10 protein-coding genes are annotated in these 14,469 nt (G+C 47.9%); 7 read left to right on the top strand and 3 right to left on the bottom strand.

Features of this window, described 5'->3' with window-relative positions; all coding sequences use genetic code 11:
- Window positions 1-32 precede the first annotated feature (32 nt).
- From thiB to thiQ, 3 genes are read left to right on the top strand one after another with little or no spacing between them, the layout of a single operon-like run.
- Window positions 33-1,031, top strand: a complete 999-nt coding sequence (gene thiB / locus QJR74_RS11945; protein WP_304372057.1) for a thiamine ABC transporter substrate binding subunit — start codon at window positions 33-35, stop codon at window positions 1,029-1,031.
- On the top strand, window positions 1,007-2,629 hold the full coding sequence (gene thiP, locus QJR74_RS11950) for a thiamine/thiamine pyrophosphate ABC transporter permease (RefSeq protein WP_304372058.1): 1,623 nt from the start codon (window positions 1,007-1,009) through the stop codon (window positions 2,627-2,629). Before thiB ends, thiP begins: the two co-directional genes overlap by 25 nt.
- Window positions 2,601-3,311 (top strand): thiamine ABC transporter ATP-binding protein ThiQ, encoded by a 711-nt coding sequence (gene thiQ / locus QJR74_RS11955; protein WP_304372059.1) that lies wholly within the window; start codon window positions 2,601-2,603, stop codon window positions 3,309-3,311. Before thiP ends, thiQ begins: the two co-directional genes overlap by 29 nt.
- On the opposite strand, the gene QJR74_RS11960 is transcribed toward thiQ, so the two are convergent.
- Window positions 3,298-4,062 carry a DedA family protein gene (locus tag QJR74_RS11960; RefSeq protein WP_304372060.1) on the bottom strand — a complete coding sequence of 255 codons (765 nt, stop codon included), beginning with the start codon at window positions 4,060-4,062 and terminating at the stop codon, window positions 3,298-3,300. The genes thiQ and QJR74_RS11960 overlap by 14 nt on opposite strands.
- A 132-nt stretch (window positions 4,063-4,194) precedes the next feature.
- Window positions 4,195-4,773: a histidine phosphatase family protein gene (locus QJR74_RS11965; RefSeq protein ID WP_304372061.1), complete on the bottom strand. Its 579-nt coding sequence runs from the start codon at window positions 4,771-4,773 to the stop codon at window positions 4,195-4,197.
- A gap of 216 nt (window positions 4,774-4,989) precedes the next feature.
- Here QJR74_RS11965 and QJR74_RS11970 point away from each other — a divergent pair, with 216 nt between their 5' ends.
- From QJR74_RS11970 to rluA, 3 genes are all read left to right on the top strand, one after another.
- The gene (locus QJR74_RS11970) at window positions 4,990-7,335 is read left to right on the top strand and encodes a DNA polymerase II (protein ID WP_304372062.1); all 2,346 of its coding nucleotides are present in this window, start codon (window positions 4,990-4,992) and stop codon (window positions 7,333-7,335) included.
- A 144-nt stretch (window positions 7,336-7,479) separates the two neighbouring features.
- Complete coding sequence (gene rapA, locus QJR74_RS11975; protein WP_304372063.1) at window positions 7,480-10,386, top strand: RNA polymerase-associated protein RapA; 2,907 nt, start codon at window positions 7,480-7,482, stop codon at window positions 10,384-10,386.
- Window positions 10,387-10,422: 36 nt separating this feature from the next.
- Window positions 10,423-11,073 (top strand): bifunctional tRNA pseudouridine(32) synthase/23S rRNA pseudouridine(746) synthase RluA, encoded by a 651-nt coding sequence (gene rluA / locus QJR74_RS11980; RefSeq protein WP_304372064.1) that lies wholly within the window; start codon window positions 10,423-10,425, stop codon window positions 11,071-11,073.
- 27 nt (window positions 11,074-11,100) lie between these two features.
- Here rluA and djlA read toward each other — a convergent pair whose 3' ends face one another.
- Complete coding sequence (djlA, locus tag QJR74_RS11985; protein WP_304372065.1) at window positions 11,101-11,913, bottom strand: co-chaperone DjlA; 813 nt, start codon at window positions 11,911-11,913, stop codon at window positions 11,101-11,103.
- 181 nt (window positions 11,914-12,094) lie between these two features.
- Between djlA and lptD the strand changes: the two genes are divergently transcribed.
- Window positions 12,095-14,452, top strand: a complete 2,358-nt coding sequence (gene lptD, locus QJR74_RS11990; protein WP_304372066.1) for an LPS assembly protein LptD — start codon at window positions 12,095-12,097, stop codon at window positions 14,450-14,452.
- Window positions 14,453-14,469 lie beyond the last annotated feature (17 nt).

The following is a 14,469-nucleotide window of genomic DNA, read 5'->3' on the forward strand; positions in this document are numbered from 1 at the left end:
CGCCAACGAGCAACATTTTCTAGGAGCGCAAAGTGTTTCCAACTAAAAAGTTTGTTACAGGGTTATTATTGGCCCTCACCGCACTGCCCGCCTTGGCGGCTAAGCCAGTATTAACGGTCTATACCTACGACTCTTTCGCGTCAAAATGGGGACCAGGCCCGGCAATTAAAACCGCTTTCGAAAAACAATGCGGCTGTACATTACACTATGTCACCTTAGAAGATGGTATTTCACTGCTTAATCGCCTGCGAATGGAAGGCGCGCGCAGTAAAGCGGATGTCGTGCTGGGACTGGATAATAATCTATTAGAAAGCGCCACAAAAACCGGCCTCTTTGCCCCTGCTAATATTGATACGCAAAAGCTTAAGGTGCCCAATGGCTGGAGCGATAAGACTTTTATTCCTTATGATTACGGCTACTTTGCTTTCGTTTATAATAAAAAACGTTTAGCTCACCCGCCGAAAAGTCTACATGAGTTAGTCGAAAGCCCTGAAAAATGGCGTGTCATCTATGAAGATCCCCGTACCAGCACTCCAGGACTGGGGCTTTTATTGTGGATGAACCATGTATTTGGCGATAAAACCGCCCAAGCATGGCAGCAGTTGGCGAAAAAGACCGTCACCATCCCTCGCGGATGGAGTGAAGCTTATGGACTATTTTTAAAAGGTGAAGCTGACCTGGTGCTAAGCTACACCACTTCACCGGCTTATCATATTATGGAAGAGCATAATAATGACTATGCCGCTGCGAACTTCTCAGAAGGTCATTATTTACAAGTTGAAGTGGCCGGGCAGCTCGCAAAAAGCCCACAGCCGGCGCTCGCTCATCAATTTATGCAGTTTATACTGTCTGATGATTTCCAAAAAACCTTGACGACGGGCAACTGGATGTATCCGGCTACGCATCAACCGCTCCCCACCGCCATCGAGCAACTTCCGGTGCCTCAGAAAGCCTTACAATACAGTGCGTCACAAGTAGCGGCTTCTCGAGCATCCTGGGTCGAAGCATGGCAGATGGCTGTTTCGCGTTAATGAATCGTTGGCGTCTTCCCGGCAGCTTTGCGGCCTTTCTTATCCTTTTCTGTCTTATCGCAGCGCTTAGCGCGCTGCTGTTCGCCGCCCCCTTGCCTTCATTAGGGGGACTACTGGACGATGCCTACCTTCTTCATTTGATCGCGTTTTCGTTCAAACAAGCCTCACTCTCGGCCCTTATCGCCGTCGGTTTGGCGATCCCTATTGCTCGGGCCTTACAGCGTCGGCACTTTCCCGGTAAAATTTTATTGCTACGCCTTGCCAGTATGACTTTAATACTGCCAGTACTGGTGGCGGTATTCGGCTTAATGACCATTTACGGTCGTGAAGGCTGGCTGGCCATGCTGTGCCATCGGCTCGGTATCGATTATACCTTTAGCCCCTATGGGCTAAGCGGGATTCTACTGGCCCACGTCTTTTTTAATTTACCACTCGCCACGCGCCTATTGTTACAAGCCTTACAACAGATACCTACTGAGCAGCGACAACTGGCCGATCAATTAGCGATTCAGGGATGGAATCTGTTTAAATTTCTAGAATGGCCTTGGTTAAAACGGCAACTATTCCCCGCCTTCGTACTGATTTTTATGCTCTGTTTTACTAGCTTTGCCATCGTCTTAACTTTAGGCGGTGGTCCCCAAGCCACCACCTTGGAGCTCGCAATCTACCAAGCTCTAAATTTTGATTACGACCCGGGTCGCGCCGCGCTACTCGCCATCATCCAACTGTGTTGCTGCGGTGGCCTATTAGTTTGTAGCCATTGGTTAACCCCGATCCGCACTCATGAGGTGAGTTTACGCCAGACTTGGCAACCTAAAGTAGAGGGTGTAGGCGCCCTGATTATCGATGCGCTAGCGTTAGGGGCACTTATCCTATTACTGATCCCGCCACTTATCGCGGTCATCACTGCCGGTATCGGTCCGCAGACGCTTGCAGCCTTAACTGATCCAGCACTCTGGCAAGCAGTCGAGCTTTCACTCAACATTGCTGTCGTCGCGGGTGTATTCAGTGTCAGTATCATCCTAATGATATTATGGACGTCTCGGGAATACCGTCGACGACAGCAGTATGGCTGGGCCAGTTGCCTTGAAGGCAGTGCAATGCTGATTTTAGGTGTTCCTAGTATTGTTCTGGCTACAGGAGCTTTTCTAATCCTGAATCAAACCGTTGGACTCAATTATTCACCAGCCTATTTGGTCATTATCGTCAATACCTTGATGGCGTTACCTTATGCCAGTAAGTTACTCGAAAGCCCCATGCGAGATTTAGCAAATCAATATAGTCGTCTCTGCCTCTCACTCAACTTAGGTGGCTGGCAGCGGTTACGTTTTATTGAATTACCTCTATTAAGACAGCCGATGTTACAGGCCTTTGCGTTTGCATCATTGATGTCGATGGGAGACTTCGGTGTGATAGCTCTGTTCGGTAGCCAAGATTTTCAAACGCTACCTTATTACCTCTATCAGCAGATGGGCGCTTACCGGACGCAACAAGCGGCAGTGACTGCTCTACTATTACTGCTCTTGTGCTTCCTGATTTTTATTCTTATTGAAACCTTGGCGGACCGCAATGCTCACCGTAAATCAACTAAGTTGTGATTACCCACAACAGCCCCTGAGTTTTACCTTATCCGTTTCGGCAGGGGAACGGGTGGTGATATTAGGCCCTAGCGGCGCGGGCAAAAGTACACTGCTTAATTTAATCGCCGGTTTCATTCCCGCCAGCCAAGGAGAGGTATGGATAGCCAATCAGAATGCGACGACATTAGCCCCCGCCAAACGACCGCTATCGATGTTATTTCAGGAAAATAACCTTTTTACCCACCTGACCGTTAGGCAAAATCTCGCCCTCGGCTTATCCCCCACCATGCGTCTTTCTGCCGCTCAGCAGCAGAAACTCTTAGCATTAGCTGACCGTACCGGCCTGTTACCGCTGATGGATCGTTTGCCTACGCAGCTTTCCGGTGGCCAGCGACAACGCGTTGCGCTGACCCGCTGTTTACTCCGTGAGCAGCCTTTACTGTTACTGGATGAACCTTTTTCAGCCTTAGACCCAGCCCTTCGCCAGGAGATGTTGGTCCTCACACAGGCGCTATGCGAGGAGAATAAACTAACGCTTGTGATGGTCTCACACCAACTCGCGGACGCACGCTTTCTTGCCGATCGCTGCATTGTCATCGATCAAGGAGAGGTGGCATGGAGTGGGACATGGCAACAGCTGGAAAAAGGCGACATTAAAGCCGCCAGAATGTTAGGGCTAACGCCAGTTAGTGACCAATAAACACTTTCCACAACAAATGACCAAACATTGGCATCATTGGATGTTGGAGTAATAGACAGAAAGCGATAACGGTAATAACCCCGGTAATCGGCGCAAGATAGCGAAGGCGAACGGGAGTTAACCATCCCTTACCGCTCTCTTCTTTAGCCGGACGTAACCAGCGCCACGCAAGCCAAACGCTTATCCAGATCAGCACTGCCATCCCTGCTAAATACCATTTGAATAAACTATCTTGCGCACCAGCAGGTACATCGATCGCTACGCCAGCAAGGATACCGGGCAGTAAGTAAATGGGCGGCCATAAGATGCACCCCACTAAATTGGGAGGTAAGAACTTTTTCGCGGGAAGCTCTAGCATACCGGCAATTAAGGGAATAAGCGGTCGGGTTGGCCCCACGAAGCGGCCTATTAATATGGTCGCCACACTATGATTATGTAATGCGTGTTCAGTCTTATTGAGCAAGGCTTGATGCTTCTGCAAGTACTTCCAGCGATGTAGGGGCCCTTGAAATTTCCAACCGATATAGAACGATAACCAGTCCCCAGCCAAGCATCCAATAAAGCCTGCCGCCCATGCAGGATAGAGACTGACATGCCCACTGCCGATGAGTGCGCCCAGAGAGGCCATCATCACGGTTCCAGGTAGTATTAAACCCACCAAGGCTAAGGATTCTAAAAAAGTGACAATCGCAACAATGCCTATCGCCCAACCGACCGATTGCTCTAATAAATGTTGGATCCAGGCTTCCATTAACTTTCCTCGTAATTCTCGAGCTCGGATTGTTGCGGTCTGTACCGATTACGTCAAGTAAAGTTACCGATAATCAAACACTCCGAAACAAAATCGCTGACGGCTTAGCAAGCCATTATCTACTTTTACACTTTACCGCGACTCAATAGCATTAATACACTCAGTCGATAGATGGTTTAGCCCCTCTTTTTCCAGCGTAAACGATTTGAATCGATTTTGCTTATCGAGCTTAACCAGATAAATGGAATCATAATCAAAAGGCGAAATAGACGGGATCTGCGCACTTTCTCCGCCTGTGCTTGCCACCAATTCCTTTACTGCATCAACTAAGTGATCGTGTTCCCAAGCAATGTAAACGACTTGATGATTATCGCTTGCCAATAAACGACTAACCAAGGCATGCGTGTCGCGAGCATGAAATTGTAAGCCGATACTCTTTGCTAACTGAATGGCGAGAGGCATCAGTGTCGCGACGGCACGAAGTGAACTACCCTCTCTCTCTTCGATAGGGGCCGAGGCGTACAGTTCGTCCGGTTTACCATAACGAGGGACTAATACTCCGGGTAAACGCAGTGCACGGTTCAATCCTTGGCACGAGAGTTGCCCACTAAAATTCATCTGTTTTTCTGCATGACGGAAGAAAACAAAGGTCCGCTCTGCTTGGCAGTTTGCGGCCACCCCTAATAGTAAAAGAAAAAAGACGCTACGCAAGATTCAATCCTCCAGCCAGAAATGATGTTGAATGACTATAACCGATTGCTATGTCATGACAGCCACCGCTTACCGAGATGTTTAGTGTTGATTGAGGAAGTGACATCAATATCGACTCTGTTTTACGAGGGGATAGAGTCCCCCCACGAAAAGCCCTGTTGTCCTTTTCCAGCTAGCTTATACTGTCTAATAAATGCTTAAACATGAGGAAATGATATGGAGACCGTATCGGCCGGTTTTATCTTAACCCGCCATTGGCGCGATACCCCCCGCGGTGTTGAAGTCTCCTTTTGGCTGGCTACTGATCAAGGACCGCGCTTTGTCTCTGTTCCCTTGCAGCGAGCGACCGCTTTTTTCCCAACGGAATATCGTCATCAAGGTGAAGCCTTACTGACAGCTCACCAAGGCGTTACCCTGCATGACTCAGCGTTAAAAGATTTCTCACACAGAGCACAAACAACGCTTTACCTCACCCAACAGCGGTCGCTCAAAGCCATTAGCCAACAATTTCTTGAAGCTAACATTCCGCTCTACGAAGCTGATATTCGCCCCACGGACCGCTATATGATGGAGCGTTTTATTACCGCGCCCGTCTGGATAAGTCATAGTGAAACAACCGAGCCGACCCGGTTAAAACCTCATCCTGATTACCGTCCAACGTTAAAATGGGTCTCACTGGATATCGAGACGAATGAGCGCGGAGAGCTTTATTGTATTGGCTTGGAAGGCTGCGGGCAGCGGCAGGTTTATATGCTTGGCCCCCCTACTCCGAGCGAAGAGCAGCCCGATTTTACACTGAGCTACGTCTCGCATCCGCGGGAGTTAATCCATGCCCTTAATCAGTGGATGGCCCTGCATGATCCAGATGTGTTAATTGGCTGGAATGTTATTCAATTCGATCTGCGCATCTTGCATCGTGAGGCCGAACGTTTTGGGCTACCCCTAAAGTTAGGTCGTGGTGGAGGTCTTTTGGGTTGGCAAGAGCATGGTTTTAAACCTGGAGTATTCAGCGCACAGGCCGCCGGACGTTGGATAATCGATGGTATTGATGCTTTAAAATCCGCATTTTGGGATTTTCCCTCTTTTAGTCTTGAGAACGTTTCTCAGCACTTACTGGGGGAAGGTAAAGATAGCGCGACACCACACGACAGGATGGCTGAGATTAATCAGCGCTTTCGCCAAGATAAAGTGGCACTGGCCCGCTATAACCTGAAAGATTGTGAGTTAGTGACGCGTATTTTTAAAAAAACAGAACTCATGGCTTTCCTACTGGAACGCGCCAGTATCAACGGGCTGCCTGCCGATCGCCATGGCGGCTCGATCGCCGCATTCACCCATCTTTACCTTCCACGTATGCACCGCTTAGGATTTGTGGCCCCTAACCTTGGGGATATTGCACCGCAACAGAGCCCAGGCGGATTTGTGATGGATTCACAGCCCGGTCTCTACCGTTCAGTGATCGTGCTGGATTATAAAAGTCTGTATCCCTCGATCATCCGAACTTTTCTAATCGACCCAGTAGGCTTAATCGTTGGCTTGGCCGATCCTAACCATGCCGTGCCGGGTTACCTCTCCGCGCAATTTTCACGAACCGTGCATTGCTTACCGACAATCGTCGAACAGATCTGGCAGGGGCGTGAAAAAGCAAAGCGCGAGAAAAATGCTCCACTTTCCCAGGCATTGAAGATCATTATGAACGCCTTTTACGGTGTACTAGGAACGCCCTCTTGTCGATTTTTTGATCCGCGTCTTGCTTCGTCAATTACTTTGCGGGGCCACAATATCATGCAACAAACTCGACAACTGATTGAACAACAAGGCTACACCGTTATTTACGGGGATACAGATTCCACCTTTATCTCACTCGGTGAACAATGCGACTCTCAGCAAGCGGACGCGATTGGTCAGCGGCTTGTCACCCTAATCAATCAATGGTGGCAACAAAGGCTGCAGCAACAACTCGGGTTAGAGAGTGCCTTAGAAATCGAGTACGAACGCCATTTCAGTCGTTTCTTGATGCCTACCATCCGCGGTGCTGAACAAGGGAGCAAGAAACGCTATGCCGGTTTAGTGGCCGAACACGGCGAAGAACGATTGGTTTTTAAAGGCTTAGAGACCGTACGAACCGATTGGACGCCACTTGCACAACAATTTCAACAAACACTTTATGGCCTTATTTTTCGTGATCAACCTTGGGAGGAGTACGTGCAACACACTGTACAACAATTGTTGGCGGGTGAGTTAGACGATCAGCTGGTCTATAAAAAGCGCTTACGTCGCCCACTTGCCGATTACGAAAAAAATATTCCCCCTCACGTGCGCGCCGCCCGCCTTGCTGAACAAGCCGCCCTCGCACAAGGACAAAAATCGACCTTCCGACGGGGGAGCTCTATTCGCTATGTTATCACCCTCGCAGGCCCTGAGCCCCTCACTGCCATGACTGCGCCGCTCGACTATACTCATTATTTAACTAAGCAATTACAGCCTGTCGCTGAAGGGATTCTCGGTTTTGTCGGCGGCAATTTTGAAAATGTCATGACCGGTCAACTTGGGCTATTTTGATAGGTGACGAATCCCTCGCCTTCCAGTACCATAGCGCCCTTCAAAATAACCCGGCCTTTTACCACCACCAGGGTGGAAAACAGGGTTCGGCCGGTTATCCGTGATTGAATACATCCCTATAATTAAGAGAATCGAGCAAAATTTATGCCTTTTACACTTGGTCAGCGCTGGATTAGTGATACAGAAAGTGAACTTGGATTAGGAACCGTCGTGGCAATCGATGCGCGTATGGTGACCGTACTCTTCCCAGCCACCGGCGAAAACCGACTATATGCCCGTAATGATTCTCCCATCACTCGCGTAATATTCAACCCAGGCGATACGATCACCAGTCACGAGGGTTGGCAGTTGGTGGTTGACGAAGTACGCGATGAAAATGGCCTGATGGCCTACATTGGCACGCGCAGCGACACACAGGAAACCGATGTGGTGTTACGTGAAGTCATGTTAGACAGTAAATTGAGCTTCAGTAAGCCTCAAGACCGCTTGTTTGCCGGACAATTGGACCGAATGGATCGCTTCGCGCTGCGCTACCGTGCAAGAAAGTATCAAAGTGAGCAATACCGTTTAGCGACAAGTGGAATGCGTGGGATGCGCACTAACTTAATTCCCCACCAGCTTCATATTGCTCAAGACGTAGGCCGCCGTCATGCCCCGCGTGTATTGCTCGCTGACGAAGTCGGATTAGGTAAAACGATTGAAGCGGGTATGATCATCCAGCAGCAATTACTGGCTGGTCGTGCTGAACGTGTATTGATTATCGTGCCCGAGACTTTGCAACATCAGTGGCTGGTCGAGATGCTGCGCCGTTTTACGTTGCACTTTGCGTTATTCGACGATGAGCGTTATAACGAAGCGCGCTTTGACAACGCTAACCCTTTTTTCACCGAACAATTGGTGATCTGCTCACTGGATTTTGTGTGCAAAAATAAACAGCGTTTAGAGGATATGCTGGAAGCCGACTGGGACTTAATGGTCGTTGATGAAGCTCACCATTTGGCTTGGAGCGAGGGTAAGCCGGGTCGTGAATACCAAGTCATCGAAAAACTGGCTGACGTAGTGCCTGGTGTCTTGTTATTAACTGCTACCCCAGAACAGCTCGGCATGCAAAGTCACTTTGCTCGTCTACGCCTACTCGATGGCGATCGCTTCCATGATTTCGATGCCTTCGTCGAGGAACAGCGTCATTTCCAACCCGTTGCTGAAGCAGTTGCTAGCCTGTTAGCAGAAGAGCCATTAGCTGAACAACAAATCGCTGTCATTAATGAGTTGATTAAAGAGCAAGATATTCGACCACTGATCCTCCAAGCGAACAGTGACAGCGAAGAACGTCTTACCGCTCGCCAGCAGTTGGTTGAAATGTTAACTGACCGTCATGGCACCAGCCGAGTGCTTTTCCGTAATACCCGTCAAGGTGTTCAAGGCTTTCCTAAGCGTGCGTTACATGCCGTTCGTCTACCGCTACCCAGCCAATATCAAACCGCTATAAAAGTGTCTGGTATTATGTCGGCACGTAAGAGTAAAGATGAACGAGCGCGTGACTTACTCTACCCTGAGCAAATTTACCAAGAATTTGAAGGGGATAACGGAACTTGGTGGGCGTTTGATCCACGCGTTGAGTGGTTAATTAACTATTTACTGGAGCATCGTAAAGAGAAAGTACTCGTCATCTGCGCTAAAGCCGCGACCGCACTTCAGTTAGAGCAAGTACTTCGCGAGCGCGAGGGGATTCGTGCGGCCGTCTTCCATGAAGGGCTATCGATTATCGAGCGTGATAAAGCCGCAGCATTCTTTGCTTCGCAAGAAGAAGGTGCCCAAGTGCTCCTCTGCTCAGAGATTGGTTCAGAAGGTCGTAACTTCCAGTTCGCTAGCCGCATGGTGATGTTTGATCTGCCGTTCAACCCTGACCTCTTAGAACAGCGTATTGGTCGTCTGGATCGTATTGGACAACTTCATGATATCGAAATCATGGTGCCATGGCTGGAAAATACCGCACAAGCGGTACTACTACGCTGGTTCCACGAAGGGTTAGATGCGTTCGAAAGTACTTGTCCAACCGGTCGCACCATATACGATACTGTGCATCCACAATTACTCGAGTTCTTAGTCGCACCGGAAAAAGACGAAGGTTTAGAAGCATTTATTCAGCAGTGCCGCGCACAACATGACGACCTTAAATCACAGTTGGAGTCCGGTCGTGACCGCTTATTAGAACTGCATTCTCATGGCGGCGAGAAAGCGGAACGTCTTGCAGATGATATTGCCGCACAAGATAACGATACCGCGTTGGTTAACTTTGCCTTAAATCTGTTCGATATTGTTGGCATTAACCAAGAAGACCGTAGCGATAACTTAATCGTGCTAACCCCTTCTGACCATATGTTAGTCCCTGATTTCCCTGGGTTACCGGAAGATGGATGCACTATTACCTTCAACCGTAACCAAGCGTTATCCCGTGAAGACACTCAGTTCATCACTTGGGAACATCCGCTTATTCGTAACGGTCTGGATCTCATCCTATCGGGTGATACCGGGAGCTGCGCGCTCTCCTTATTGAAAAATAAAGCCTTACCGGTCGGTACCCTATTACTGGAATTGATCTACGTGGTGGAAGCACAAGCGCCGAAACAGCTCCAGTTAACTCGCTTCCTGCCGCCTACGCCATTACGCCTTTTGGTCGATACCAAAGGCAACAACTTAGCGGATAAGGTCGAGTTCGAAAGCTTTAACCGCCAATTGAATGCGGTTAATCGTCACACTGGCAGCAAGCTGGTCAATGCGGTGCAGCAAGAAGTGCACCAAATTCTGACCACCGGTGAGCAATTGGTCAGTGCTAATGCTCAGGCAGTTATTGCCGAGGCTCAGCAATCGGCAGAAAAGCAGCTCACGGCAGAGTTGGAACGTTTAGAAGCATTGAAAAAGGTTAATCCGAATATTCGTGAAGATGAAATTGATGCGCTACGCGATAATCGTCAAGAAGTTCTCGAAAGCTTATCGCAAGCAAACTGGCGTCTCGACGCATTGCGCTTGATCGTCGTAACGCATCAGTAACCGTTTTGAGGGGGGAAACCCCCTCTAGGATAGAAAATGGAAGCTTATCACCCCCCTCTCGAGCCTTGGCTGCATATCCTTTATCAGGATGAGCACATTATTGTGGTCAATAAACCCAGCGGATTATTGTCTGTCCCTGGACGTTTGCCTGAACATAGCGACAGCATCATGACACGTATCCAGCGTGATTTTCCTGGAGCAGAATCTGTCCATCGGCTCGACATGGCCACTAGCGGTGTAATGGTAGTTGCCTTGACCAAAGCCGCTGAGCGCGAATTAAAACGTCAATTTCGAGAGAGAGAGCCGTCAAAAACCTATATCGCTCAGGTTTGGGGACAATTGTTGCCGGATGAAGGATTGGTCGATTTACCGCTAATTTGCGACTGGCCTAACCGGCCTAAACAGAAAGTCTGTTTCGAAACCGGTAAAGCGGCGCAAACAGTGTGGGAAGTCCTAGAACGAGACGCGGTAAGCTGCCGTGTACAACTCAAGCCGATTACGGGCCGGTCACATCAGCTACGCGTACACATGTTAGCGATGGGGCACCCTATTTTGGGCGATAACTTTTATGCTTCACCGGAAGCAAAAGCGTTAGCACCGCGCTTGCTACTCCATGCAGAACGCCTAACCATTACCCATCCAGTGTTTGGTAACAGCATGACCTTTAAACAACCAGCAGAGTTCTAGCCTCTGCCGGTTAGTAATACTCCGCAATTAGAAACCTTTTTGGGTACGGATCAGTTCATACGCCGATTGAATTTTCTGGGCTTTCTCTTTAGCAAGCGTCATCATCTCAGGGGGCAACCCCTTTGCGACTAACTTATCTGGATGATGCTCACTCATCAATTTGCGATAAGCGCGCTTAATGGTTAACGCATCATCGTCTGGAGAGACCCCCAATACCGAGCAAGCATCCTGTAGGGTTGGACCTTGAGGCGCTTGACGAAAGCCCCCTTGATGTTGTGAGTAGCCTTGCTGTCCAAAATGGCTCCCTCCGGTCATCATACGAATAAAGAGTTCAAACTGCTGGCGAGAAATTCCTAACTCTTCCGCAATAATATATAAAACTTGCTGCTCATTCGGATGAAGTTCGCCATCAGCCAGTGCAGCTTGGATTTGAATTTCCAGAAAAATCTTAATTAAATCAACTCGCCCGATACAAGCTTGTCTAAATTCACGTAATTTCTGACGTAATGGAAATTCTGTCTCTTTACCTTCCCGAAACGCTTGCTGCGCGAGTTGACGTGATGTGCCCTGTAGCTGCATACGATCCATTATGGTCGAAGCCAGCTGAATATCTGCCTCAGTCACGCGCCCTTTGGATTTGGTCAAATGCCCCATTACTTGGAAAGTAGTGATAAAAAACAAGTTCTGCCGTGAGTGAGCTGAACCTTTAAAATTACCCACGAAGTTGGACATAAGCGTATCGACGAGATGCCCGAGGAGTACGCCGCCGACGATGCCCCAAAACCCTACCCCTGAAAAGAGTCCCAATAAAAAACCAATAACTTTGCCTCGGTAGCGCATAAACTCCTCAATTCGTCATGCTAATGTTTTCATTTTCGATTATCATACCCGTCATTCACTAAACCGCCTATCGCTAAACCAGCTTAATCACGATTATCGCTGGCGCTGATACTTTCGGTACGTTACTCTTTATCGGACTGCTGGCCCCTTGCCAGAACTAACGGAATCTTAGATACCGCGTATGAATAAAAGACTACCTACATTGCTGGCCACTATGATTGGATCAGCCCTATACAGCCAGTATTCACTTGCTGACGATCTGATGTCGCAATGTATGCTGGGCGTGCCTTCTTATAATCGTCCGCTGGTGAAAAGTGACCCAAATACGCAGCCCGTCACTATCCATTCAGATAGTGTAAAAGGTAATTATCCTGACGATGCAATTTTTGACGGCAACGTAGATATTAATCAAGGGAATGGCAGACTTCGTGCTGACCAAGTGCAACTTCATCAACGTCAACAAGCTGGACAAAATACCCCCACACGTACGGTTGATGCATTAGGCAATGTTCATTACGACGATAACCAAGTTATTTTGAAAGGCCCTAAAGCTTGGTCCAATCTGAATACTAAAGATACTAATGTTTGGAACGGCAACTACCAGATGGTTGATCGTCAAGGACGTGGTACCGCTGAGCAAATGAAGCAACGCGATAATAATCGCTATACCATTTTGGAAAATGGTAGCTTTACGACTTGTTTACCGAACTCCAATAGCTGGAGTGTGGTGGGTTCAGAAATTATTGAAGACCGCCAAGAAGAAGTAGCAGAGATTTGGAACGCGAGATTTAAAATTGGCTCAGTACCAGTATTTTATAGCCCTTATTTGCAGATGCCAATTGGTGATCGCCGCCGCTCAGGTTTCCTAATCCCTAATGCGAAATATGGTAGTAAAGATGGCTTCGAATTTATGCTGCCATACTACTGGAATATTGCCCCACAAATGGATGCAACTATTACTCCGCATTATATTAGTAAACGTGGTATGCAGTTACAGAACGAATTCCGTTATCTCTCGGTATTAGGTGCCGGGTTGATGGAATTCGACTACTTAGGTTCGGATAATCAGTACGATAGGCAGAAAGATGCTCGCGGTATCGCTGACAGTGATAACTCTAAGCGTTGGTTATTTTACTGGAATCATAGCGGTGTCTATGATCAACACTGGCGCTTAAATGCTAACTACACCAAAGTCAGTGACCGCTACTATTTTAACGATCTGGACTCGAAATATTACAGCTCTACTGATGGCTATGCCGATCAGAAATTTAGTTTCGGCTACGCGGATAAAAATTGGGATGCCACCCTGTCAACACGGGATTTCCAAACTTTCAATAAACTGAATACCAGCATTTACCGCACAGTACCGCAATTAGATGTTAATCTTTATCAAAATGATATCGGACCTTTCGACACTCACGTTTATGGTCAGTTTGCGCGCTTTACTAATACCAATTCGCGCTTACCCCGTGCTACGCGACTACACATTGAACCCACCATTGATTTACCGCTATCAAATGGCTGGGCAAGTTTAAATACCGAAGCAAAATTATTAGCGACCCATTACCAACAAGATCACTTGCAAAATGCAAGCGAACTTCCTAATGGTGGTGATTATAATCTCAAAAGCTCGGTAAACCGGACATTGCCGCAATTTAAGGTTGACGGTAAGTTAGTCTTTGACCGGGACATGGATTGGGCGCAGGGTTATACCCAAACCTTGGAACCTCGTGTTCAATACCTCTACACGCCCTATCGTAACCAAAATAATATCTATCCTTATGATTCAACCTTGTTACAAACCGATTATACCGGTTTGTTCCGAGACCAATCATATAGCGGACTTGATCGTATCGCTTCAACTAACCAAGTCGCTACTGGGGTAACTACCCGTATCTACGATGAAAATTTAGTTGAACGTTTTAATGCTTCCGTAGGTCAGATTTATGCGTTTACGCGATCACGTACGGGTGACCCGTCGGATGATAATGATACGGGAAGTATTATTTGGGCTGGTGACACCTACTGGCGCATGACTGACCAATGGGGTTTAAGAGGTGGATTGCAGTATGACACTCACTTAAATAACGTGGCGCAAGGTAATGCCGGTCTTGAGTACCGACAAGATAATGACCGTGTGATACAACTGAACTATCGCTATAGTAGCCCTGAATACATTGCTCGTGCGATGAATAACTCAATTTATACCACTAGCCCAATCTATAAGAATGGGATTTCGCAGGTTGGAGCAACCGCTAGCTGGCCAATTGCCGATGCATGGTCTGTTGTGGGAGCCTACTATTATGATACTCGTAATAGTAAGCCTGCTGAGCAATTGCTTGGCGTACAATACAGCTCTTGCTGCTATGCAATACGCTTGGGTTATGAGCGCAAGATCAATGGTTGGCAAAACAATACCAGTGAATACGATAATCAGGTTTCATTTAATATCGAGTTCAGAGGATTGGGGGCTAACTATGGCTTAGGTACCGCAGAGATGCGGACTCAGGGAATTATCCCTTATCAGCCAACGTTTTAATCTTTAGTCGATAACCG

This window comes from Tatumella ptyseos (assembly GCF_030552895.1).
Taxonomy (GTDB): domain Bacteria; phylum Pseudomonadota; class Gammaproteobacteria; order Enterobacterales; family Enterobacteriaceae; genus Rosenbergiella; species Rosenbergiella ptyseos_A.

Coding starts and splice junctions, on each gene's coding strand:
- thiQ (WP_304372059.1), top strand. CDS start 2,601: ATGCTCACCGTAAATCAACTAAGTTGTGATTACCCACAACAGCCCCTG.
- thiP (WP_304372058.1), top strand. CDS start 1,007: ATGGCAGATGGCTGTTTCGCGTTAATGAATCGTTGGCGTCTTCCCGGC.
- lptD (WP_304372066.1), top strand. CDS start 12,095: ATGAATAAAAGACTACCTACATTGCTGGCCACTATGATTGGATCAGCC.
- djlA (WP_304372065.1), bottom strand. CDS start 11,913: ATGCGCTACCGAGGCAAAGTTATTGGTTTTTTATTGGGACTCTTTTCA.
- rapA (WP_304372063.1), top strand. CDS start 7,480: ATGCCTTTTACACTTGGTCAGCGCTGGATTAGTGATACAGAAAGTGAA.
- QJR74_RS11970 (WP_304372062.1), top strand. CDS start 4,990: ATGGAGACCGTATCGGCCGGTTTTATCTTAACCCGCCATTGGCGCGAT.
- rluA (WP_304372064.1), top strand. CDS start 10,423: ATGGAAGCTTATCACCCCCCTCTCGAGCCTTGGCTGCATATCCTTTAT.
- QJR74_RS11960 (WP_304372060.1), bottom strand. CDS start 4,062: ATGGAAGCCTGGATCCAACATTTATTAGAGCAATCGGTCGGTTGGGCG.